At 42.6% G+C, this 26279-nt stretch carries 13 protein-coding genes and 1 pseudogene; all 14 read left to right on the plus strand.

Annotation, left to right across the window (positions count from 1 at the left end; genetic code table 11):
* Positions 1-622 precede the first annotated feature (622 nt).
* A complete protein-coding gene (locus BJP34_RS29335) occupies positions 623-1540 on the plus strand; it encodes a cytochrome-c peroxidase (RefSeq protein WP_149031243.1) in 918 nt (305 codons plus the stop codon).
* The gene (locus BJP34_RS47960; protein WP_070395394.1) at positions 1537-4728 is read left to right on the plus strand and encodes a DAHL domain-containing protein; all 3192 of its coding nucleotides are present in this window, start codon (positions 1537-1539) and stop codon (positions 4726-4728) included. The genes BJP34_RS29335 and BJP34_RS47960 overlap by 4 nt, the downstream gene beginning before the upstream one ends.
* Positions 4725-6047, plus strand: a complete 1323-nt coding sequence (locus tag BJP34_RS29345; RefSeq protein WP_083305406.1) for a response regulator — start codon at positions 4725-4727, stop codon at positions 6045-6047. The genes BJP34_RS47960 and BJP34_RS29345 overlap by 4 nt, the downstream gene beginning before the upstream one ends.
* Positions 6048-6481: 434 nt before the next feature.
* Entirely contained in the window at positions 6482-7039 is a 558-nt protein-coding gene (locus BJP34_RS29350; protein ID WP_070395395.1) for a sodium:solute symporter family transporter, read from the plus strand.
* Positions 7040-7063: 24 nt separating this feature from the next.
* Positions 7064-7552, plus strand: a pseudogene (locus BJP34_RS29355) (sodium:solute symporter family transporter); the annotation flags it as partial.
* 368 nt (positions 7553-7920) lie between these two features.
* On the plus strand, positions 7921-8895 hold the full coding sequence (gene nadA, locus BJP34_RS29360) for a quinolinate synthase NadA (protein ID WP_070395397.1): 975 nt from the start codon (positions 7921-7923) through the stop codon (positions 8893-8895).
* Between the two features lie 150 nt (positions 8896-9045).
* On the plus strand, positions 9046-10770 hold the full coding sequence (gene nadB, locus BJP34_RS29365) for an L-aspartate oxidase (RefSeq protein WP_070395398.1): 1725 nt from the start codon (positions 9046-9048) through the stop codon (positions 10768-10770).
* Complete coding sequence (locus tag BJP34_RS29370; protein ID WP_070395399.1) at positions 10767-11603, plus strand: SAM-dependent methyltransferase; 837 nt, start codon at positions 10767-10769, stop codon at positions 11601-11603. Before nadB ends, BJP34_RS29370 begins: the two co-directional genes overlap by 4 nt.
* A 19-nt stretch (positions 11604-11622) precedes the next feature.
* Positions 11623-12063 carry an NADAR family protein gene (locus BJP34_RS29375; protein WP_070395400.1) on the plus strand — a complete coding sequence of 147 codons (441 nt, stop codon included), beginning with the start codon at positions 11623-11625 and terminating at the stop codon, positions 12061-12063.
* Positions 12064-12203: 140 nt separating this feature from the next.
* Complete coding sequence (locus BJP34_RS29380; protein ID WP_070395401.1) at positions 12204-12386, plus strand: hypothetical protein; 183 nt, start codon at positions 12204-12206, stop codon at positions 12384-12386.
* Between the two features lie 332 nt (positions 12387-12718).
* Positions 12719-14407 carry an SAM-dependent methyltransferase gene (locus tag BJP34_RS29385; RefSeq protein WP_070395402.1) on the plus strand — a complete coding sequence of 563 codons (1689 nt, stop codon included), beginning with the start codon at positions 12719-12721 and terminating at the stop codon, positions 14405-14407.
* 481 nt (positions 14408-14888) lie between these two features.
* On the plus strand, positions 14889-16283 hold the full coding sequence (locus BJP34_RS29395; RefSeq protein WP_070395404.1) for a flavocytochrome c: 1395 nt from the start codon (positions 14889-14891) through the stop codon (positions 16281-16283).
* A gap of 224 nt (positions 16284-16507) precedes the next feature.
* The gene (locus BJP34_RS29400; protein WP_324610973.1) at positions 16508-18211 is read left to right on the plus strand and encodes a vitamin B12 dependent-methionine synthase activation domain-containing protein; all 1704 of its coding nucleotides are present in this window, start codon (positions 16508-16510) and stop codon (positions 18209-18211) included.
* Positions 18212-18458: 247 nt separating this feature from the next.
* On the plus strand, positions 18459-26225 hold the full coding sequence (locus tag BJP34_RS29405; protein ID WP_070395406.1) for a type I polyketide synthase: 7767 nt from the start codon (positions 18459-18461) through the stop codon (positions 26223-26225).
* The last annotated feature ends 54 nt before the right edge of the window (positions 26226-26279 follow it).

Raw genomic sequence — 26279 nt, forward strand, 5'->3', positions numbered from 1 at the left:
TTACTAAATAGTCCCTGTTTTGGTAATGGGCAATCCCTAATGCTGAATCGTAAATTACCAAGTACTAATTACCAAGTACTAATTACCAAGTACTAATTAACCTATAAGAGATATGATAATTAGTTAAACCGATTGGGTATAATCGGTAATTTATCCTGAATTATGAATTACAAATGACGAATTGTCAGTAATATTACGGTTGACTTGTGCTTCTGTGATTTGATGAACTTCAAATAGGGTCATACTAACTAATACCAATTTCATTTATTCGAGCTACAGATGGTTAACAGGTCTAGGTTAATCGTTTAGTCGATGATCTTCGTAACCTTGGCCTTTCGGCCACGCTACGCGAACAAACTACCCTACAAGGGACGCCTAAGACAAACAAGTAAATTAATGTGTAGCAATAGTTTTTTTAATTGGGATAATCGATTGTGATCCATGGATACTAAAAAACTTTATTATAACAATAATAATAAAAACTTTTTATTAAATGGTTTATCCTAAGAAGAATACTAGTGATATAAACTTTAATATATTTATGTGCTTTTTGCTAGTAATTACTATAGTTTTAATTTTAATAAAAAATCACAATAAACTACCATATGAATCAATAAACTATATGATAAAACCATCGGAATATAGTATTTTATTTGATGAACCAATTCAGCCAATTCCACTAAAAGTAGAATTAAACAAAGACAAGGTTAAACTGGGCAAGAGGCTTTTTCATGACCCCCAACTGTCACAGGATAACACTATCTCCTGTGCTAGCTGCCACAATCTAAATACCGGTGGTACAGACCAAATGGTGCGTTCAATTGGGATCAACAATAGGATGGGCTTGATCAATGCACCCACAGTCTTCAACAGTGGATTCAATTTTAAGCAACATTGGGATGGAAGCGTTGAAACCCTAGAGGAACAGATTGATAGACCAATCCATGCAGAGCATGAAATGGGTTCTAATTGGCAAGAAATCTTCAGTAAGCTCAAGCAATCCCCTGAGTATGTCTCACTATTTAACCAACTCTATAAAGATGGTATCAACAGCGACAATATCAAGGATGCGATCGCTACTTTTGAAAGATCGCTGTACACTCCCAACTCACGCTTTGACCAATTTCTGCGCGGCCATAAAAATGCCCTCTCCTCCTCAGAACAAGAAGGCTATCGTCTATTTAAAGCCTATGGCTGTGTTAGCTGTCACCAAGGAGTCAATGTCGGCAGTAATATGTTCCAGGCTTTTGGTCTGTTTGGAGATTACTTTAAAGATCGCGGTAAGCTTACCAAAGCTGATTTGGGACGCTTTAATGTCACTGGCAATGAACGTGATCGTTATGTATTTAAGGTTCCCAGTTTGCGCAACGTTGCTCTAACATCACCATATTTTCACGACGGTTCAGCTGAAACTCTTGAAGAAGCTGTGACGATAATGGGCAAATATGAATTGGGACGCCGACTGTCGCCAAACGATATTGGTTTGATTGTCAAGTTCCTGAAAACTCTCACAGGCGAGTATCAAGGAAAACCATTGTGAACACAACTCAAGTGCTAAAGCTCATAAATACCTTGGCTGCTGTTTTTATCTTGGCTTTTTTGGTGAAGAAAAGTCTACCAATTAAGGTTGAAGAACACCAACAGTATAAAAATAATTTAAATCAACAAAAGGAGATAGATGTAATATTAAATCAGGATATTCTCAAATCTCGATCCGATCTCTTAACCTATTATGATCCATTTTTCAAGCATTTGTATCAACTAAAAAATACCCAAAACAAGCTTAAGAGTATTCCGACATTTATTAATCATGATGGGAGAAAAAAACTCAATAAAATTCTTCAAAATAACTTAGAATTAATCAATGAAAAAGAAAGGTTAATTGAAAGATTAAAATTCCATAATTCCATTCTAAAAAACTCCCTTATTTACTTGCCATTTCTCACTAAAGATCTGGTCAATAGCACTTACAATAAAACCAGAAACCATTATTTAGAATTTACTCTCGATGAACTGCTGAAAAATATCCTGCTTTACAACCTAAACTCTGATCAGGAATTAGAAGCGCTGATCAATGACAATATGGATATGCTGTTGGATATCAAAGACCAAAATGATTTTGGTAAAGATGAAGAATTTATCGATCTAGCCCTCAGCCATACCCGAAAAATTATGAGCAATAAACCTCAGGTAGATGAACTGACCCAGCAGCTGCTACAGCTCCCTACCAAGCAGTTAAACGAAGAACTGGATTACGTCTATAACATCTACTATAACCAAGCTATTGATACAGCTAATACTTATCGTTTATATGCCTATAGTTTGTTGTTGATTTTGTTGGCTTGGATTGCCTACTTAATTATCAACAAGTTGGTAAAAGCCAACCGTCGTACCATCAACATTCTCGAAAGTATCACGGATGCCTTTATTGCCCTAAACGACCAGTGGCAGATTACTTATCTTAATCCCCAAGCTTTCCAAATGCTACAGAGTCAACCCGAACAGCTTCTGAATCAGAATTTGGAGGAGGTGTTTTCCGGAGTCTTTGGCTCCAAGTTTTACCAGGAGTGTCATCGGGCTGTTGCTGCACAGGTTGTTGTCACCTTTGAAGAATACTATCCACCGACCAAACGTTGGTTTGACGTGAAAGCTTATCCAGGTATTAATGGTCTTTCAGTGTTCTTTCATGACATTACCCAGCGCAAACAAGCCTCCCGGGTCTTGCAGCAACTTAATGAGGACTTAGAAGCTAGGGTAGAAGAACGTACTGTACAACTTGCTGAAAGTATGAAAGAAGCCGAAAAAGCGCGGAATAAGTCTGAAGAAGCTAACAAAGCCAAAAGCGAATTTCTTGCCAATATGAGTCATGAACTGCGCACCCCCCTCAATGCCATCCTAGGATTCACCCAATTGATGAACCGTGACTCATCACTGAATCAGGAACATCAGGAATATCTAGCAATCATTAGTCGCAGTGGTGAGCATTTACTGAACTTGATCAATGACATTTTAGAAATGTCCAAAATCGAGGCAGGTCAGATAACTCTAAATGAAACTAGCTTTGACCTGTATCGTCTGCTGGATAGTCTCGAAGAGATGTTACGACTGCGTGCCGCATCCAAAGGCTTACAACTTATTTTTTACCGAGAGCCAGAGCTTCCTAGATATGTGAAAACAGATGAGGGAAAATTGCGCCAAGTTTTGATTAATTTACTGGGAAACGCTATCAAGTTTACTCAAGAAGGCAGTGTAACCTTGCGCGTGGTTCGTAACAATGAAAAGTTGAAGGTTGACAGGTCTGATCCGTTGAAGGTTGACAGGTTGAAGGTTGACAGGTCTGATCCGTTGAAGGTTGACAGGTCTGATCCGTTGAAGGTTGACAGGTTGAAGGTTGACAGGTCTGATCCGTTGAAGGTTGACAGGTTGAATGTTGTTCGCGTTCGCGCAGCGGAGGCCGAAGGCCACGCTTTCGCCGTAGGCGACGCTGAAGCGTGGCCTTTTGGCCAAGGTTTTCCCAATAACCAGCAACTGGCAACTCCAACTAACCTTCAACCTACTAACCTTCAACCTACTAACCTTCAACCTGCTAACCTTCAACCTGCTAACCTTCAACCTGCTAACCTTCAACCTACTAACCTTCAACCTGCTAACCTTCAACCTGCTAACCTTCAACCTGCTAACCTTCAACCTGCTAACCTTCAACCTACTAACCTTCAACCTGCTAACCTTCAACCTGCTAACCTTCAACCTACTAACCTACCCGCCAAGGGCGAACAACCTGCAACCCTTACCGGACAGACAATCACCTTTGAAATAGAAGATACCGGTCCTGGTCTTGATCCAGCTGAGATTGACAGCTTGTTTGAAGCATTTGTCCAAACTGAAATCGGTCGGAAATCTGAACAAGGAACTGGTTTGGGTTTGTCCATTAGCCGACAATTCGTGAAGTTGATGGGAGGGGATATCACCCTTACTAGTCCTCTAGGTGGAGGAACAATCGTTACATTTGATATCCAGATTAGTCTGGCTGGAGCAGGTGCAGACATTCAGACACAACACCCAACCCGATCGGTGATTGGGTTAGCACCTGACCAACCTAAGTATCGCATCCTGGTAGTTGAAGATAAATGGGAGAGTCGAAAACTACTAGTCAAGCTGCTAGAGCCACTGGGATTCGAGGTTCGTGAAGCCGAGAATGGTAAAGAAGGGGTAGCGCTGTGGTCGAGTTGGGAACCCCATTTGATCTGGATGGATATGCGGATGCCAGTAATGGATGGCTACGAGGCTACTAAACAGATCAAAGCCCATTTGAAGGGTCAAGCGACGGTTATTATTGCTCTGACTGCTAGTGCATTTATTGAAGAACGAGCGGTTATCTTGTCCGCTGGTTGTGACGATTTTGTCCGTAAACCTTTCCGGGAGGAAGAGATTTTTGAAACAATGGCTCACTATCTCGGAGTACGTTATGTCTATGAAGAGGAAACTTCAGCCACCTCACCTCAAAAATCAGCAACTGAAGCGCTGACCCGGGAAGCTCTAGCTGTGATGCCTGCTGAGTGGGTTGCACAGCTCTACCAGGCAGCTAACGAAGTTAATAATCAGCGGATTTTCCAGCTAATCGAGCAAATCCCTTCCGAACATGATCCGGTTGCGATCGCACTGACGGATTTGGTGCGAAATTTTCGTTGCGACAAAATCATTGATTTAACTGAACCAGCTATATCATGACTATTACTCAAACTAAGACACCATTAGATATCACTCAAATTAAGACCCCTAAAGGGAACATTTTAGTTGTTGATGATATACCCGAGAATCTGCATCTTTTGTCTGACACCCTGACCGAGCAAGGGTATGACGTTCGAGGCGTGATTAACGGTTCCATGGCCCTCAGAGTAGCCCACTCAGTATTGCCAGATCTAATTTTGCTGGACATTAAAATGCCAGATATGAATGGTTATGAAGTCTGTCAAAGGCTGAAAGCTTCCGAGTCAACCCGCCATATTCCAGTAATTTTCTTGAGCGCTCTCAATGAAGTGATCGACAAGGTAAAAGCCTTTGAAGTGGGTGGTGTAGACTACATCAGCAAACCCTTCCAGGTTCAAGAGGTTTTAGCTCGTGTAGAAAATCAACTAACGATTCAGAGGTTGCAAAAGCAACTCTGGGCAAAAAATTTAGCCCTCGAAACCACTAATCAGGAGTTAGAACGCTCTAACCGCGAACTAGAACAATTTGCCCATGTTCTCTGCCATGACCTGAACCAACCTCTGCAAAGCATTATCTTGCATACTGATATGCTCAACATCAATTACCAGGACAGGCTCGACATCAAGGGTGAGGGATACATTAGGAAGATTCGAGATTCCAGCCTTCGGATGAAAACGTTTATGCAGGAGTTACTAGTTTATGCGAAGGTTGGAGCCGACTCCCAAGAAATCACATCAACCGATTGCAATATTGTATTGGAGCAAGTTTTAGATAACTTAAAGGCTGCCATATCTGAGAAAAATGCCCTGATTACCCATGATTCTTTACCTACTGTCAATGTTAGTCAAACACAGCTAATCCAGCTATTTCAAAATCTGATCAGCAATGCTATTAAATTTCAAGCACCAGGGACATCCCCCCAAGTCAAGGTTTCAGTAAAGCCCGTAGACAAAAGTGATGTTTTTGGTGATGTTTTTGGTGGCCAAGATACGGGGATGCTCGAATCCAGGGATACCAACCATGGGATATTGGCAGAAGTAGGAAGAGTTTCTAGTATCAATGCAACTGGGTTTGACGAGAATAAGCGGAATAGTTTAGAGCATGATGGTAACTACTGGCTGTTTGGGGTGCATGACAATGGCATTGGCATGGAGCCCGATCAGCGATCGCATATCTTTGAGATATTTCAGCGTCTGCACAGCAATCAAGACTATCCTGGCACTGGTATTGGTCTAGCCACCTGCAAGAAGATTGTGGAAAATCACGGGGGACAGATTGGGGTAGAGTCATCGCCTGGAGTGGGAAGTACGTTTTACTTTACGCTTCCTGCACAACACTGAACACTAAGCACTGAACACTAAGCTTTGCAATCATCTTATTCTTCCAAGGCGAGTAACAACGGGATTAACATGGCAAGAACACAACTTGGTATAAGCAACCCCCGGAAATTATCGGTATTTAATCCAATATGATACTATAGGAAAAACTTTTTCCTGATCGGTGTAATAGCTTGTAGGAAACGGTATCGCCTTAAAATTTTAAAGCACTCTAATTCCTTTTATATAAAAGAGATTAGAGTGCTGATTATGGCGTCATGGCTAATCGTTAATTAGACGACCATTACCCATTACCAAAAGCGAGGAAAAATTTTTAGTGGCAGACATCCGGGAGAATTGGGTTCAGTTTTATCCCATAGTATTCATACATGGTATTCATAGCTTTGGAGTTTGCCAACCGGAGCAGTTAAACCTCAAAAAACCTTAGATAAAAACTAATGGAATCAGGTATTACAATTTTCAGTTTTGGATTGTTTCTAGTAATTTTTTTGTGGGTTGGGGCTCTAGCTGCTAAATCTTCCGATAATACAGAATCAGACTACTTACTTGGCTCACGCTCTTTTGGGAAAGTCTTTGTGGGTCTGAGTGCTGGCGCAACGGGAAACAGTGGATGGATTATGATCGGAGCCGTGGGAATGGCTTACTCCATGGGAGTTTCTGCTCTGCTGATGGTAATTGCCATGTTCTTAGGTGAGGTAACCTTTTGGACTTTTTTCCCGGATAAAATAAACCAGATATCCAGAAAGGAAAACTCCCAAACTATTCCGGAATTCCTAGGCTCTACAGTCAAAAAGCCTCAAGGCAGACGAATAATCACGTTGATCGTTGCTGTGATCACTGTTGTATTTATCGGAGCCTATACTGCCGCACAATTTGCTGCAGCTGCCAAGACCCTTGATGTATTTTTTGGAGTTGACCCTACCATTGGAGCTTTGATCGCAGCAGCTTCCATTTTAGTGTACTGCGTAACGGGAGGACAAGCCTTGCCCTTCTAAGCTACACAACAGTTTAATCCCTTTTTAGTCGGTATTGTGTTGGCTGGTGTCTTTTCCATCATTGCCTCTACAGCAGATTCCCAACTTCTGGTTTGTTCCAGTGCGATCGCTAGAGATATTTCCCCGACTTTGCATCAGAGGATGTCCCGGAAATATGGCGTGAAATACGAGCAATTCATGACCTTAGTGGTGGGAATACTCGCTGTAATTGCGACGATTTCTATTTCCTCCACAGTGTTTTCGTTGGTTCTTTTTGCTAGTGGAGCTGTGGCCAGTTCCCTCGGTCCAGCCATGCTGATTATCTTATTGAAAAGGCGCACTCATTATTTAGCCTTGAACTCTATGATGTTGGCGGGATTGAGTACTGCTATCCTCTGGCGATTTTTAGGATTTAATAACATCCTATCCGAAGTTTGTCCAGGCTTTATTGTAGCCGTGTTGGTGCATGAGGTGTTAATGAAGAGTGTTTTCAAACCCAAGGGTCATGCTATTGGTGAGACCTTAAGGAAATAAGGTTTGAATCAGGTGGTTAAATTGTTAATTGAAAATTAACGAACAACCAATTCGGATAAAAGATATAGGAACTAATAATAGTTAAATCTAATCGGGTGCATCTCATTTTTGCCTAATTTCATTCATTGAGATGCACCCAAACCTAATAGAACTGGCTGCTGAAGTTATGCAAATAGATCATTTTATGTTGCGATCCCATGAGGTTAGCCTAGTCGATGGCAGCATTAAAATAGCATAAAGATAGCATTAAAAGTCCATAACTTAATGAAGTTTTTATAGTACAGCACCCAGTGCGAATATTTAATAATTCTTAAAGAAAGAAAATATTCAAAAACCTGTAAACTAGTCAGAAATAGGGAAATAATACGATGTTTACAAATGTCATCCCAAAAACAACCCTAGAGTTGGAGTATCCGCCCAAAGACCTGTTTGAAGCGATTGAAGACCTCAAACAAGAATTAAACGCAGTTATTCTGGCTCACTATTACCAAGAGCCAGATATTCAAGATATTGCTGACTACATCGGCGATTCTCTCGGTCTTTCTCAACAAGCGGCGGCTACAGAAGCAGATGTCATCGTCTTTGCTGGGGTTCACTTTATGGCAGAAACTGCCAAAATCCTTAACCCCAATAAATTGGTACTACTCCCAGATTTAAACGCAGGTTGCTCCCTAGCTGACAGTTGCCCTCCCCAAGAATTTGCGGCCTTCAAAGCAGCCCATCCCGACCATCTAGTGGTATCTTACATTAATTGCTCCGCTGGCATTAAAGCGATGAGCGATATCATTTGCACCAGTTCTAACTCAGTTAAAATCGTCAACCAAATTCCGAAAGACCAGCCGATTATTTTTGCCCCAGATAAGAACTTAGGTCGCTATGTCATGGAGCAAACCGGACGGGAGTTAGTCCTGTGGGAGGGGAGTTGTATTGTCCATGAAACCTTTTCTGAGAAAAAGATCGTGGAACTCACAATACAGCATCCTGAAGCGGAGTTTATTGCCCATCCAGAATGCGAACCCCCTCTATTGCGTCATGCCAGTTACATTGGTTCCACAACAGGTTTATTAAAGTATATCCAGCAAAGTTCAACGGAAGAATTTATCGTGGCTACTGAGCCAGGAATTATTCACCAAATGCAAAAGAGGGCACCCCAGAAAAATTTCATCCCTGCTCCAGGTATGGATAGCAATTGTGCCTGTAACGAATGCCCTCACATGCGGCTCAATACTTTGGAGAAGCTGTATCTAGCCATGAAGCAGAAAACACCAGAAATTACTATGCCGGAAGACATCCGAGTAGCGGCGTTGCGACCAATTCAACGGATGTTGGAGTTATCAGTGTAGTGCTATACTGCCCCTGAGCAGCTTGACAAAATTACTTGACAAAAGTATAAGTTATAAGTTATTTTATATAGCTTATAACCAATTTGTCTTGTACAAACGAATAACTGCTTAGGAATTAATCAATCAAAAATTAGCGACATATGATCTATCGTGCAAGATTTTAAATCATCCCCTGACGAGCCTTTCCCATCTGCCAATACTCCCTCCCAATTTGACATCATAGTGGTGGGCAGTGGTGCGGCTGGGCTATATGCAGCCCTTTGTCTACCTGCTCATTTGCAGGTAGGTTTGATTACCAAAGATACCCTAAAAACAGGCTCTAGCAACTGGGCTCAGGGAGGAATTGCTGCTGCTATTGACCCATCTGATTCCCCAGAGCTTCACCTAGAGGATACCCAGCGAGCGGGTGTTGGTCTTTGCGATCGCGAGGCGATCAAGTTTCTGGTAGAAAATGCCTCTGCTGCCATTGACTCTCTGGTCAAGATGGGGGTAGCCTTTGACCGCAAAGGCAAAAAGCTAGCCATGACCCTAGAAGCAGCTCACTCTCGTCCCCGCGTCCTCCATTCGGCAGACACCACAGGTCGAGCAATTGTGGATACGCTCACTGCCAAAGTATTGGAGCGTCCCAATATTCAGGTGCTATCTCACGCAGTGGCTTTGAATTTATGGCTCAATCCAGCAACTGGTCATTGTCAGGGGATTAGCCTCCTCCATCAAGGTCAGATATCTTGGCTAAGAGCTTCTGCGGTAATCCTAGCAACAGGTGGTGGCGGTCAAGTGTTTGCCCAGACAACTAACCCAGGCGTAAGTACAGGAGATGGAGTAGCACTGGCTTGGCGGGCTGGGGCAATTGTTAGAGATTTGGAGTTTTTCCAATTTCATCCCACGGCTTTAACCAAAGCAGGGGCACCTCGCTTTTTGATTACAGAAGCTGTCCGGGGAGAGGGGGCACATTTAGTCGATCACAAAGGCGATCGCTTTGCTTTTAATTACCACCCTTCAGGGGAATTGGCTCCTAGAGATGTGGTAAGTCGGGCAATTTTTAGTCACTTAGAAAAAACCTCCGCCGATCCTAGCCACGGGAATGTTTATTTAGACTTGCAACCCATTGAGCCAGAGCAAATTCGCTATCGTTTCCCCAATATTATTAACGTATGTCAACATTGGGGCATTGATATCTTCAAACAACCCATTCCCGTTGCACCTGCTGCCCATTACTGGATGGGAGGAGTGGCTTGCGATCTGACCAGTTGCACCTCGATTCCAGGGCTATATGCCATTGGTGAAACAGCTAGTACGGGAGTTCATGGTGCCAATCGCTTAGCGAGTAATTCCTTATTGGAATGCTTGGTTTTTGCCGCCCAATTAGCTGAGATTCAAACAGCTCCTAATCCAGTTCTGGCGGAATCCCTACCCTTTATAAAAGAGAAAGGTGACTGGGAAAGGGACATCGAGAAGATAGCCTTAGTAAGGCAAAGTTTACCCTCCCTGATGTGGCAAAGTGCAGGAATTTGTCGCTCCCAGGAAGTTTTAGAAGCAGCCCTTGCTCAAGTTAATTCTTGGCGCTCTGAATTGGCTGGCTTAGAGGTGAGTCAATACCTGCTTGATTTACTGCCCAACCAAACAGTTAAATTTGAGTCACCATTAGCGGAGCAGCAATTGCGAACGGCTGCAGAAACATTCAATCTCCTGGATATTGCCCATTTAATTCTCAAAAGTGCAGCATTACGCACAGAAAGTCGGGGCGGACATTACCGCAGCGATTATCCCCAAACCTCACCCAGTTGGCAAGTTCACACCTTAGTACAGGGGGATCGTTGGTGGAAATCTCCACAACTTTCTCTAAGTTTAGAACCCAAGGAAATAGCGGTATGAATACCACTTATTCAGAAGCGGTGAAAACAGCGCAAACCTATTATGATGGTGCAGAAACAGACCAATTGTATGCTACTTTCTGGGGTGGGGAGCATATCACTTATGGGATATACAAGAGTTCGGATGAACCGATCCATGATGCCTCCAAGCGCACGGTGGAAACAATTGCCCAAACTCTGGAAAATCTAGCTCCCGATTCACGAGTCATCGATCTAGGTGCTGGTTATGGAGGGGCGGCGCGGTATCTGGCCAAAACCTACGGTTGTTCTGTCTGCTGTCTCAATTTAAGCGAGCGGCAAAATCAACGGAACCGCCAACTGAACCAAGAGCAGAATTTAGCCCACTTGGTTGAGGTAACTCAGGGGAGTTTTGAGGATATTCCCTATCCAGACAATTCCTTTAATATTGTCTGGTCCCAGGATGCGATTTTACACAGTAGCGATCGCACTCAGGTCTTTGAAGAAATTAAGAGGGTTTTGCAGCCTGGGGGAGAGTTGATTTTTACTGACCCCATGCAAAAGGAGACTTGTCCACCAGGGCTACTGCAACCAGCCTTTGACCGTCTGGGTATCAAGGATATGGGTTCCTATCGCTTTTATAGTCAGACAGCCCAGGAATTGGGTTTTGAGGAATTGCACTTTATTGACCTTTCGGAAAATGTGCCTATCCATTATCGACGATTTGGGAAAGAAGTGCGCGAACGCTATCAGGAGGTAGTCACAATGACTTCCACCGAATTGGCCGATAAAACCTTGAAAAGCATTGAACCCTGGATCGAGTATTACGAAAAAGGGTACATGCAGTGGGGCATTTTGCATTTTCGCCTGCGGTAAAATTCTTGGGAGTCAAGCTGTGACGATTTACTTTTACGACATTAGCGAAAAGCCCTATGGTTGTTTCTCCAACTTTTCCCCCCATGGGTTTGAACTGGACGGACTCTGGTGGCCCACCTCAGAGCATTATTTCCAAGCTCAGAAATTTGCTGGTACCTCCCATGTAGAAGAAATTCGCTGTTGCAAGACTCCCGCAGAAGCTGCGAGCATGGGACGAGAGCGTACTCGTCCTCTGCGCAGGGATTGGGAAGACATCAAAGAGGATGTTATGGGGCGAGGCTTACTCTGTAAGTTTCAAACCCATGCTGATCTCCGCGAAATTCTGCTGAGGACAGGGGACGAACTCATTGTGGAAGATGCTCCCCAGGATTATTATTGGGGTTGTGGTAAAGATAGGAGCGGTAAGAATCGCCTGGGAGAAATTTTAATGGAAATCAGAGCTATCTTACGGGAATCTTGAGCAGGAGGAATTCCGAACAACCATGACAGAGTTAATGAATGCCGTTATTCTTACTGGTAAGCATTCAGCCGTCAGCTGTCAGCCGTCAGCTTAAAATAAACCTTGAACGGGAGAATTTAATATTGAGAGATTTTAGATAATTGAAAGTCTGGGGATTTGCCCAAAAGCCAAAGACTATAAATACCATCGCAGCAGACGTAACAGAGATTAAACGAATGCTTACCTCTTTTATTCAAAAGCTGATAGCTGAATGCTTACTATTACTGAATTTGGAGAGCCCTAAAAAAGATCCCGAAAAACTGGTCTATACCCAAAATACCTAAACCAGTCCGGAAAAAGGTAGAACTGTTAAGTAAAGTTGGAGCTTGTAAGGATTTTATGGGTCTACCAAATTGGCGATGTAAAACTGTCAGGAAATAATTAATCTAATCTTGATTGGGCGGGAGTTTTAGTTTTTGAAAGAATGATTTTTTATCAATCACCTGCCCAATCATACTTAGTGGCCTCATACTTAGTGGGCAATAAGCGCGTTTTTCTGCATACTAGGTTGGGTAGAGCCATTTTTATCTACTCCATCCGAAATGCTTGAGCCGAAATCCTTCCCAAATAACCAGGATTTTTGACTTTTCAAACACAATCTTACCTTGGAATAACCATGACACTATCACAACCAGAAAAACAATATCCTCTCTCAAAAGACGAAGCTTTGATTTACGATTGGCGCATCCATAGTATTCGCCAAGCACTGAAACAAAAAGGAAAAGCCACAGGTCCTTTGCAAATCGAAGATTTGCTAGAATTGGATCACCTAGACCAATACCACTACTTTGGCACCAAAGCTTGCGATCGCGCTATCGATCGTTTGGCACTATCCCCCAACTCGCGAGTTTTGGACATTGGCAGCGGTATTGGTGGGCCGGCTCGATACATTAGTTATAAAACGGAATGTCACATCCAATGTGTGGAATTAAGAAAGAGTTTTAACGAAATTGCCCAAGAACTCACCCAACGAGTGGGACTTGACAAACGCATCCAATACCTCACAGGCAGTATTCTAAGTCCCCAAGTCATTGACGCCCTGTTGCCAAGCTCATTTGACAGCATCATTTCGTTTCTGTCATTTTTACACATTGAAAACCGCGATAAAATACTGGAAATTTGTTTTCGCTCTTTGAAGGAAAACGGCCTGATCTATATCGAAGATTACGTGGCCAATGGCACTCTGACACCAGACGTTAAAACCACTCTAGAAGAAGTTGTTCAATCCTCTTATGTACCAACCCGCGAAACCTACCGAAATCACTTCGAACGTGTAGGATTTGCTGATATTTGTTTCATCGATTTAACAACAGGATGGAAACGTTGGGTAAAAGAACGCTATCAAAAATTACTCCAATCAAAAGAAGAATCAATAAAACTAGTCGGTGAAAACGTTTATGAACACCGTCGTCAATTTTATCAAACCATTAGCGACTTGTTTGAAAGCGGCAAGATTGGTGGCTCCTCCATCCTTGCCAAAAAACCTTGTGCTCCAAAAATTTACCAAGTACCTGATACATATTTCTCCTCTACAACCTCTGTTTATAGTGAACAATACCATTTCTTTCTCGAAGACGGTTCTCTACTTGCTCTAAGATATTTCAAAACTGGAACAATCGAGCATTACTCAGCCTGGTGGAGCGACACCAAGGGCTACTCCCTGGAACTTATCAATACCTCCGAACACCAACGCTCAAATCAACACATTTCTATCAAAAACAACGATGGAACCGGAACCATTTGTTTGCCTGAAGCTAATATAGAAATTCAATTCCAAGTTGCCGCCGAATTCACTTGGGCGGTTCCTGCTGAAAAAAATCATCGCGCCGTTATTCACCAACCAAAACTCGTCTGCACAGTTTCCACAGGCGATCGCACTCAAAAAGGTATAGGTTATTGCAAAATTTATCAGGGAGCTTACCCCAAGTTTTGGGGCTACCACTTTGTTCACGCATTTTTCCCTAATTACGGAATAATTTGGAGTGCTGAAGCGACATTTGGCCAAGAAAAATACAATTATTTCAAGCTCCTGAACACCTCCGAAACAGAAAAAGAAATATTGTTAAGTGGAGAAGATTCTTACCATCGCCAAACCAGTGCCCATGGCCGCATTCAAGATAAAAAATATCACTTGAAATTCGACAAAAAAACTTTCGCAACTTGGTCGAGCATCAAGCGAAATCAACCATTGACTATGGAAAGTAAGCTATCCTTGGAATATAGAGCCGCTATTCTACAAATAGACGACCAAGAAGTTGCAGAAGGAATTTGTTTAAAAGAATTTTGTTTCGGCACAATTACCTAAATTGATGATAAATTATTTGAAGGCTATCCTATCGATAAAAAAAACAGCTGATGACTATAAAATTACAGATAAGCGATGGTGAAAGCTTCTGTTTTTTAGGCGTTGCTGAATTAAGGAATGAAGGCGCGATCATTTGGTTTTATCAAAGCCCCCGTTGGTCCCCCAATTCTGGGGGACTTGTCTTGATGCAATAGCGAGTGGGGGAAACCACGCCAGTTGCTCATGGGGGGAACCCCCAAGACCGCACTGGCTCCCCAAGACCGCGCTGCATCGCTTGATAGTTTTGTTCCCCCCTAGCGAGGGATTGCTCGCTAGGGGGGCTAGGGGGGCAAAACCATACCCATAATCAGCAACGCCGTTTTTTAAGCAGGAGATTAAACCGAACGAGCCGTTTATGCTAGACATATTTATGTGTCCTGTCTATAGTAAAATGATTCTTACAGAGAGAGGTTAACAGCAGATTAACAATAGTAGTGAAGTGATGGATAAGTCTACTTTCTCTAATTGGGATACAGAGGCAGATGTGGTAGTTGTTGGTAGTGGAGTTGCTGGACTAGCGGCTGCGGTTGAAGCCAAAAATGCTGGTGCATCGGTAGTTGTTCTAGAAAAGCGTAGCGCCTGTGGCGGAAATTCCATCATGAGTGATGGAGGGATTGCGGTTGCGGGGAGTGATTTTCAGAAACAATACGGTATTGTAGACTCTTGGGAACTCATGTATGAGGATATGTTGAGAGCTGGCTTGAATATGAATGATGCATATCTGGCTAAGATAGTTGCTCAACAGTCTAATTCTGTACTAGAGTGGCTTACTGAATATTTAGCTGCCAAATTTAGACATAAGCCCATAATCTTTGGGGGTCATTCTGTTCCTCGTATCCATCTGCTACACAATTGTTCTGGAACAGCAATTGTGAAACCTCTTCTTTCAAAGGTAAAGGAGTTGGGCATTGAGATCAAAACCAATATTTCCCTCACGAAGTTCGGAAAGGATGTTCGAGAGATTGAAGTTTATGACAAAAAGCAAAACCAAGCTAGAGCAGTCTATGCAAATACCGGTGTCGTTTTAGCTACTGGTGGTTTTGGCGGAGATGTTGCTTTCCGAATGCTTCATGATGCTCGTCTAACCAGCACCGTAGGTAATACTAATCGTTTGGATACTACAGCAGAAGGAATGCTAGAGGCGATCAAGATTGGTGCTAGTTCTGTCCATTTAGAATATATTCAGTTATCACCTTGGAGTTCTCCTGACGAGAAAGCTGATAAAATTGCTACCGAATTTTTTTATACAGTTTTTCCCTATGGGATAGTGGTTCATCCCTTAACAGGAAAGCGGTTTTTTAATGAATTAGCAGACAGAAAAATTAGAGCAGATTCAATTTTAGACGTTGGTCAACCCAGCATTGGTATTGCTGATTTGGAAGGTATAAACATTTCTGGTCACAGTATGGATCGGTACTTAAGCAGGAATATTGTTAAAAGGTTTGAAGACTTGGAGGAACTTGCTGCAGCATATTCTCTGCCTTATCAAGCTTTAAAAGAAACTCTCGATCGCTACAACAAGTATGTCGAGAATAAGAAAGATGAGAGTTGGCAAAAGCCTATTCCATTAGATGCAAAACCTCTCCATGCTCCATATTATGCTATGCGATTGTGGCCTAAGGTACATTACACTATCGGAGGTGTTACCATCAACCCTAAAGCTCAAGTTATTGATAATAATGGCCAGCCTATTCAAGGCTTGTATGCTGCAGGAGAAGTGACAGGCGGTATTCATGGTGCCTCTCGCCTGGGGGGTTCTTCTTTAACTGAATGCGTGGTGTTTGGTAGAATCGCTGGTAGACATGCTGCTTTACAAAAATTTACATCAATTTACTAGACTTATTCTAGTAAGTTATGGAAAACTTTAAATTGTGGTTGCTAAATAATAATTTGTAATTTGTGTTGTTGACTGACATGCTGGAATATCCCGATGTACATACAATAGGCAAATTGCAACATGGCTAGCTTTGTATACTGAAGGGTATCAACCAAATCAGTATTGATTTAGCAATAAAAACTTTAGCTATCTTATCAATGGGTGTCGAGCTCCCACAACTAACAATGAACACAATCGTTTTAGAACCTCTCAAACAACTCAAACAACATATTATTGATGCTGACTCTATTGGTTTAGAGGAAGCTTTAGATGAAGCATTAAAAGACTATTCCCCCCGACAGATTATTAACACTTGCCTCTTAGAGGCTATGAGGACTGTCGGCGACTTATATGGTTCAAGAGAAATTCCGTTACCGTCCGTTATAAAATCGGCGGAGACTAAAAAAGCGGCGGTAGCGTATTTAGAAACCCATATGGATAAGGAAGAAGCTGAGGATATTACTCAGGGTAAATGTCTGATTGCGACGGTAGAAGGTGACCTCCACGATCTTGGTAAAAATCTAGTTGATATTATCCTTTCTAGCAATGGTTACAAGGTAATCAATTTAGGCATTAACCAACCAATCGATAACATTCTCAAAGCCTACGAAGAAAATCAACCAGACTGCATTGCCATGAGTGGCTTGTTGATCAAGACTATGGCAGTTATGAAGCATAATTTAGAAATTTTTAATGAAAAAGGCATTACCGTTCCTGTTATCTTAGGTGGCGCTGCATTAACGCCTAAGTTTGTGGAAAAGGATTGCAAAAATACCTATAAAGGTCAAGTTGTCTATGGAAAAAATGCTTTTGTTGATTGGCATTTTATGGATAAACTAATGTCAGCAAAAGCTGACGATAATTGGGACGACCTGAAAGGATTTTTAGATGAAGAAAATTCACCTCCCCCCGCACTAACCTTAGAAGAGATGGGGCAAATGCCATTTGCCGAAGCAAATCAATATAAACTTTATATGAATGACTCATTTGTTTATAATGAAGAATCTTTGGCAAAAGAATCATCGGCAAAAAAATCGGTGGTAATTGATACTAAGCGTTCCCATGTAGTAACTTTAGATGTAGAACGCCCTACTCCTCCTTTTTGGGGAACTCAAGTATTAAAAGATGGAGACATATCAATTGAAGACATTTACCCTTATGTAGATGTACAGCTTTTATACGTGGGACGGTGGCGATTCCGTAAGCTAAAAGATCAATCACAACAAGATTATAATGAGTTTTTAGCCACAAAAGCTTATCAAGTTTTAGAAGAATGGAAAGAAAAAGTTATTGCCGATGACCTAATACATCCGGCAGCCATTTATGGCTATTTCCCCTGTAACGCTGAAGGGAATACAGTGTATGTCTACGATCCAGAAGATCACGACAAACTGCTAACAACCTTTGAATTCCCCCGTCAACGGGGAGGAAAACGTCTTTGTATTGCGGATTTCTATGCCACTAAAGAATCAGGTCAAATCGATGTCTTCCCCATGCAAATTGTAACAGCAGGTGAAATAGGAACCACCCATGCACAGAAGCTATTTGAAGCGGATAATTATCTTGACTACCACTATTATCATGGTGTGGCGATGCAGATGGCAGACGCCATAGCGGACTGGTTGCACGCTAGAATCCGTAAGGAGTTAGGATTTGGGTCAGAAGAGCCGGATACTATAACCGATATAATGCGCCAACGCTATCGAGGATCTCGTTATAGTTTCGGTTATCCTGCTTGCCCTAATATGGCAGATCAATTCAAACAAATGGATTTACTCGATACCTCTCGCATTGATGTGTACATGAACGAAAGTGAGCATCTACTACCTGAACAGTCTACCACGGCGTTTGTTGCTCATCATCCTGTAGCAAAATACTTTAATACTTAGTTGATTAGATAAATAAGCCGATGATGGTGGGTTAATTACAACCTTTTTTTGTCTCGCCTAGAGACGGAAAGTTGGTAGATAAATTTTCGACAATAATATATTATAGCGGTTTTCAGTTGAATGGAATACCAATTCATGTGATAAAATTATGACGCACAGGGATGTCCATTCCACTCATCTTGTATTGAATTAAAGTGAAAACCGCTATAGCATCAAAAATGATAATTTACAAAGACTTAATTTGTGTATGCAAAATTTGCTAAGCTTACCTAAACTATTCAAATTACAAGCACAAAGAACGCCAGAGGCAATTGCCATCGTAGATGGGACAAATTCAATTACCTATCAAAAATTAGATCGGTTGACAGATAACTTAGCGGGTTACCTTCAAAAACAAGGGGTTACCTTAAATCAACCTGTTGGAGTTTTACTGGAAAAATCCCAAGACTTTATTATTGCTTCTCTAGCTATTATGAAAGCTGGGGGAGTATTTATGCCCCTAGAATTAAAGTATCCCGATGCTTTGCTTGCCAAAATGCTAGCAGATGCTCAACCTAGTTTAATTATTACCAAAAGTACATATACTAAAAAAATAAGCAGTGAAATTGCTATAAAAATTTTACTTATAGATAGTAAAACTAATTGGAACTCACCCCCCACATTAGATTTAGAACTACCGTCAATAGCTCCTGAAAATATCGCTAATATAATCTACTCATCGGGAAGTACAGGAGAACCAAAAGGGATAATCTTAACCCATCAAGCGATTATTACTGGGGAATTAAGGCGAGAGCAAGTAAGTCCCAGTAAATCAGGATATCCCATAACCTATTTATTATTTCCATGGGAAATATATAGACCTTGGATTAAAGGTGCAACTCTATATATTGTTCCTGATGAAATAATTTACGATCATGAGCGATTTTTAGATTTTATATTTCAAAATAAAATCAAGGAAATCACCATATCTCCTTCCTTAATACAAAGTATTTTTAATACAGTTGAAATCGAAACTATTACTGCCAAATTATCAGGATTGGAAGTTGTTTGTGTAACCGGAGAAGCACTAACACAACAAGTAAAAAATCAATTAATAGATAGACTACCATCTGCTCGCTTACTTAATTATTATGGCATAAATGAATGTTTTACTGTTGCTATTGATAACCTGCGAGAAAGTGAAGATTTACCATCAGGATTCTGTGCTGTCGGCACTCCTTTTGAGGACGATGAAATAATTTTCTTGGATGAGAATGGGCAGCAAGTTACGACCGGGAAAGAAGGGGAGATGTATATTAAGAGTCCCTGCCTATTTCAAGCCTATTTGAATAAACCAGAATTGACTGCTCAAAAGCTTGTTGACATTAACGGTAGTCGCTTTTTCAGAACAGGAGATTTAGCAGCTATTTTACCCAACGGCAAACTAGAAATTAGGGGTCGTTGTAATTATATGGTCAATCTGCGGGGGTATAATGTATCCTTAGCTGGGATTGAAAACACCTTATTAGAACATCCGGAAATAAAAAGCTGTGTAGTTATTATTCAAGGAAAAGAAGAAGCAGAAAAGAAACTGATAGCCTATTTCGTACCTCAGCAAAAAAGCACTGAACCCCAGCAGATTAGGGAGCTAAAATTAAGGTTACGTCATCATTTACAAGACCATTTACCACCTCACATGATTCCATCGGTATTTGTGGTAATCGATAAAATTCCCATGACACCGATGGGTAAGTTGGATCGTCGCCAACTACCAAGTATAGACCATTCTCGCCCAGAATTGGCAGTACCTTTAGTCAAATCCCAATCGGATACACAGAAAGGTATTGCTCAGATTTGGCAAGAAGTACTTCAGTTAGAGGAAGTAGGAATTAATGATAATTTCTTCGATTTAGGTGGTAATTCTTTACTGCTGATCCGGGTTCACAAAAACCTGAGCAAAATCTTGGCAATACATCTACCTGTAACAACACTGTTTGAACACCCAACTATTGCTACTCTGGCTCAATATTTGGAACAAGAACAGGTAGGAAAAACAGCGGTTAAGCGCTACGAAAAAAGAAATAAATCCATCCAGCATGGCTCTGATATAGCCATAGTTGGTATGTCTTGTCGGTTTCCTGGGGCAAACAATACCGATGCTTTCTGGAACAATTTACGAGATGGGGTAGAATCAATTTCCTTCTTTAGCGATCGCGAAATTGAGCTAGAAGATCCCAACTGGATCGAACACCCCAATTATGTTAAAGCCAGTCCTATCTTGCCAGATATTGACCTATTTGATGCTGAGTTCTTCGGCTACAGCGATAAAGAAGCTGAACTAATGGACCCCCAACATCGGCTTTTCCTGGAATGTGCTTGGGAAGCGCTGGAAATTGCTGGTTATAATCCTGGAAATTATCCAGGTTCGGTGGGAGTTTATGGGGGTTCGAGTCCCAGTACCTACCTAATTAATAATATATCTCATAGCTTAGGCTCTTCTCGGACAAGTCCTTTGCTTACCCATTGTCTATTTAGGGGCACTAAAGATGTGCATACCGACCTAGGCAATGGGGGAGATTACTTACCCATGCGGGTCTCCTACAAATTGAACCTAAAAGGGCCTAGTGTTAATGTTCAAACTGCCTGTTCCACCTCACTAGTTGCGGTTCACTTAGCTTGTCAGAGTTTACGCAGTGGTGAATCTGACTTAGCACTAGCTGGGGGGGTTTCGATCTTCGTTCCTCAAAAGACTGGTTATTTATACCAAGAAGGCATGATGTTGTCTCCCGATGGTCACTGTCGTGCTTTTGATGCTGAAGGTCAAGGAACCTTATTTGGTAGTGGAGTTGGCATAGTTGTCTTGAAGCGATTAGAGGAAGCGATCGCTGATGGAGACCATATATATGCCACCATCAAAGGGTCAGCAATTAATAATGATGGGGCGGTTAAAGTTAGCTACACAGCTCCTAGCATAGAAGGACAGATAGCAGCCATTTCCGAAGCACTGGCTATGGCTAACATAGATCCTAGGACGGTGAGTTATGTGGAAACCCATGGAACTGGGACACCCCTGGGAGATCCAATTGAGATTGCAGCACTGACAAAAGCGTTTCGACAAAGTACGAACAGCCAGGACAATAATTTTTGCGCGATTGGCTCGGTGAAAACTAATATCGGGCATCTCGATGTCACCGCAGGGATAGCAGGTCTAATTAAAACAGTGCTGGCACTCCATAACAAAGCCATTCCGCCAAGCTTGCACTTTAAAGAACCCAATCCCAACATAGATTTCCCCAATAGTCCCTTTTACGTTAATACAGCCCTCACCCCATGGGAACCAAAGGTCACCCCTCTCCGTGCTGGAGTCAGTTCCTTTGGTATGGGTGGAACCAATGCCCATGTTGTTCTAGAGGAAGCCCCGAAACAAGTTGAAAGTGGATCCCCCCTAACCCCCCTTAATAAGGGGGGCATAAGCGAAGCATCCCATGGCTTACCCCTTAATCAGGGGGGCAACAGCGAAGCATCCCATGGCTTCCCCCTTGCTAAGGGGGGCAACAGCGAAGCCTCCCATGGCTTACCCCTTAATCAGGGGGGCAACAGCGAAGCCTCCCATGGCTTACCCCTTAATCAGGGGGGCATAAGCGAAGCATCCCATGGCTTCCCCCTTGCTAAGGGGGGCAACAGCGAAGCATCCCATGGCTTCCCCCTTAATCAGGGGGGCAACAGCGAAGCCTCCTATGGCTTCCCCCTTGCTAAGGGGGACGGGAGGGGGATCGAAAAAAGTAAGTCAAAAGGCAAACGTGAACGTTCTGTGCATATTTTGACTCTATCAGGGCAAACAGAGCAAGCTGTGGCAGAGTCGGTACAGAATTATATAACTTATCTGGAGTCTCATCGGGAAGGGGAGATTGCCGATATCTGTTTTACTGCCAATGGTGGACGTCAGCATTTTAACCATCGTTTGGCTGTTATTGCTGGCTCCACTCAAGACCTTCTGGAGCAGTTGCAAAGGTTTGGAAAGCCTGTTGATATCAACGATAGTTCCGAACCCCCAACAATTCACTCCCTCAAAGCAGACTCTACCAAGCAGATTGCCTTTGTGTTTACCGGACAAGGTTCTCAGTATATTGGTATGGGTCGTCAACTCTACGAAACTCAACCCACTTTCCGCAAAAATTTAGACGAATGCGATCGCATCCTCCGTTCCTACTTAGATATTCCCTTGTTGGAAGTTCTCTACCCAGATTTAGATAACAATAAACCGGAAACAGAACCTGACTCACCCATTCACCAAACAAGCTATACCCAACCTGCCATCTTTGCTATTGAATATGCCCTGGCCGGGTTGTGGAAATCCTGGGGTATCGAACCGGATGTAGTAATGGGTCATAGCATTGGGGAGTATGTGGCGGCTTGTGTTGCTGGGGTTTTTAGCCTAGAAGACGGACTGAAACTAATTGCCCAACGGGGTAGGTTGATGCAATCCTTACCCCAAGATGGAGAAATGCTAGCGTTGTTAGCTTCAGTTGCAGACGCAGCAGAAGCAATTAAACCCTATGGCCGGGATGTGTCTTTGGCTGCGATTAATGGGCCCCAGAGTGTGGTAATTTCGGGAAAAAGAGCCGCAATTAACACAATTGAGCGCAATCTTGCCGCAAAGGGAGTCAAAACCAAGAAATTAACTGTTTCCCATGCTTTCCACTCTCCCTTGATGGAACCGATATTGGCAGAGTTTGAGCAGGTGGTGGCACAGGTGCGGTTTAATCTACCACAGTTAAAACTGATCAGCAATGTTACCGGAGAACTAGCCACAGAAGAAATAACCACCAGCAACTATTGGTGCGATCATCTCCGGCAACCAGTACAATTTATGGCTAGTATGTCAACCTTGGAACAGCTTGGGATAGATGTATTGGTAGAGATTGGAGCCAAACCAATTTTATTAGGAATGGGTCGTCAGTGCCTCCCCGAACATCAAGGGTTATGGTTACCTAGTCTGCGTCCTGGACAAGAAGATTGGCAACAAATATTAACCAGTTTGGCAGAACTGTATTTGCATGGTGTGCCAGTCAATTGGCTCGGTTTTGACCAAGACTTTGCTCGTCATCGCATTCCCTTACCCACTTATCCTTTTCAAAGGCAACGTTATTGGGTGAGTCCAGAGGATAGTTTAATGGGAATAACTGCCCCTTCAACATCCCCAGGAGCGATTGGCGCGGTAGCGCCAGCGCTAAAAGCGATCGCACCAAAAGATATAGGTAAAAAGCCGGATATTGCTGACTGGTTTTATATTCCATCTTGGAAACGGTCTATTCCCCCTGCTTATCAACCAGGTGAAAAGCTGCTTGAGTCTGACACTCTAGTATTTATCGATGAGTGCGGACTCGGAGAGGAACTAGCAGAAAAACTGGACATACAGGGCAGTGACGTTGTAAGGGTGAGTCCCGGTTCGGAGTTTGCTAAGCAAAGCGATCGCTTCTACACCATTAATCCCACCCAAGCTGATGACTACCATACCCTACTCCAAGAACTGAAACAACTGAATAAAAACCCCAGTAGCATTATTCATCTGTGGAGTGTCACCCCAAATAACCACACAGAATTAGGAATAGAATCTTTTGAAGCGTCTCAGGATTTGGGTTTATACAGCCTGATATTTCTTGTCCAAGCCCTTGAAAAACTGAATTTTATCAATTCACTCCAACTTACAGTTGTATCAAACAACCTGCAGGAAGTGAGCGGAGAAGAAGTATTATCTCCAGAGAAAGCAACCCTGCTGGCAGCCTGTAAAGTTATTGGACAAGAATATCCCAATATAAACTGTCGCAGTATCGATCTTGTTCTTCCCCCATCCCAAAAGCAAAAGCAGGAAAAACTTGTAACCCAACTACTGGGGGAAATAACAGCACAGTCGGAAGATTTAACCATCGCTTACCGGGGTAAACATCGCTGGGTGCAAAAGTTTGAACCTGTGGGATTAGAAACACCTGGAACAGGGACATTACCTCTGACAAAAGAAGGGGTTTATCTCATTATCGGTGGACTAGGGGCGATTGGTCTGTCCCTAGGGTCACACTTGGCAAAAACTGTACGGGCCAAACTAATCTTAACGGGACGTTCCTTATTTCCTGCCAGGGATGATTGGTCTCAATGGCTAGCCACCCACGATGCAGAAGATCGGATTAGTCGGAAAATTAAGAAATTGCAGGCTATGGAGGCTATGGGAGCGGAGGTGATGGTACTCAATGCTGATGTAGCCCATGGACAACAAATGGAAGAAGCGATCGCACAAGCAGAGGCTCGCTTTGGTAACATCAATGGAGTCATCCACAGTGTTATGTTTACCGGAGACAAGGCATTGTGTTCCATCAAGGAAATAACTAAAACTGATATTTGGCAGCACTTTCACGGAAAAGTACAGGGAACCATAGTCTTATCAAAGGTTTTGCAGAACAAAAACCTTGACTTTTGTATCTTAATGTCCTCCATCGCATCAGTGCTAGGGGGTTTGGGGGACGTTGCTTACTCGGCAGCCAATCTGTTTATGGATGTTTTCGTTCACCAGCAGAACCGGGTTAATTCGGTTCCTTGGTTGAGTGTAAACTGGGAGACTTGGGAATTCCCAAAACAAGATCGAAATTATGACATTGCAGCAGGGCTGGCTGAATTTGCCATAACTCCAGAAGAGGGTATCCAAGCCTTTGAAAAGGTTTTATCCACTCCAGAACTCGATCAAATTATTGTATCTAGTGGAGATTTACAAGCTCGTATCGATCAATGGGTCAAACTTAAATCTGTAAAAGAACGAAATAACCAGCATCAACAAGTATCATCTCCGTCGGTTGATTTGCGTAAGCAATTAGAGACAGCTCCTATGGGAGAGCGTCAGGGATTATTGGTTACTCACGTCCGCGCGCAGGTAGCCAAAGTACTCGGAATTGCTCCTGAGCGAATAACATTAGAGCAAAAACTCATAGACTTAGGATTAGATTCTTTGATGTCTATTGAGTTGAGAAATACTCTCCAATTGAGTCTGGGTTTGTCTGTGCCTTCTACTTTACTCTTTGACTATCCAACACCCGAAGCGTTGACTAGCTATTTGGATCAAGAAGTTCTTGGCTTTCAGGACTCAAAAAGTTTAAGCAATGCCTCCATCAAACAAGGTATAGTCGAGGATAACTCCTACCGTTCTACTTTAGTATCGATTCAGCCAAATGGTTCAAAACCTCCTCTGTTCTTTGCCCCCGGAGTCTTGGGTAATGTTTTCGATATCTATCCCTTGGCACAACACCTTGCTTCAGAGCAACCTTTATACGGCTTGCGATCGCTTGGTTTAGATGAGGACGAAAAGCCATTAACCCGGATGGAAGACATAGCAGCCCACCACATCCAAGCCTTACAAGCCGTTCAGCCTAAGGGGCCATATTTTCTGGGCGGTCATTCAGCAGGAGGAAAGGTGGTTTTTGAGATGGCTCAACAGTTAAAAAATCAGGGACAGGAGGTAGCTTTACTTGCCATAATGGATGGTTTAGGGACAAATGTTCAAAAATATCAAGATTTTGCTGATTGGGACAATACTAAACTCATCAACGATATCAGCAGTTTTTATCAAGGTTCTTTAGGAGAAGCGGTCAACGTTGATCCTGAAACACTTCAATCTATTGGAGAGGAGCAACAGTTAAATTATCTTCTGGAAAGATTGAGCATAGCTGGTTTTAAATTAAGCCAAGATGAACTAAAACGTATTTTTCAAGTTTACAAAGCTAACGTCCAAGCTGATGTTGACTATATACCACAGGAGAGTTACCCAACTTCAATTACTTTCTTCCGAGCTATGGAAACAGAAGTCTTTGAGGCTACCCTCGGTGAAACAACAATACTGGAAGACCCAACTTGGGGGTGGGGTAAGGTTTCTGCTGAACCTGTGACAATTTATGAGATTCCAGGCAACCATTTCACGATGATGGGAGAACCAAATGTTGGAGTTCTAGCCCAAACCCTGAGGACTTGTCTGGAAAGCAACTGCAATCTCTAAACTAATTGCACTATCAACAATCTCTGATTAACTATCAAATTACCAACAAAGAGA

Origin of the sequence: Moorena producens PAL-8-15-08-1, from assembly GCF_001767235.1 — a bacterium.
Taxonomy (GTDB): Bacteria; Cyanobacteriota; Cyanobacteriia; order Cyanobacteriales; family Coleofasciculaceae; genus Moorena; species Moorena producens_A.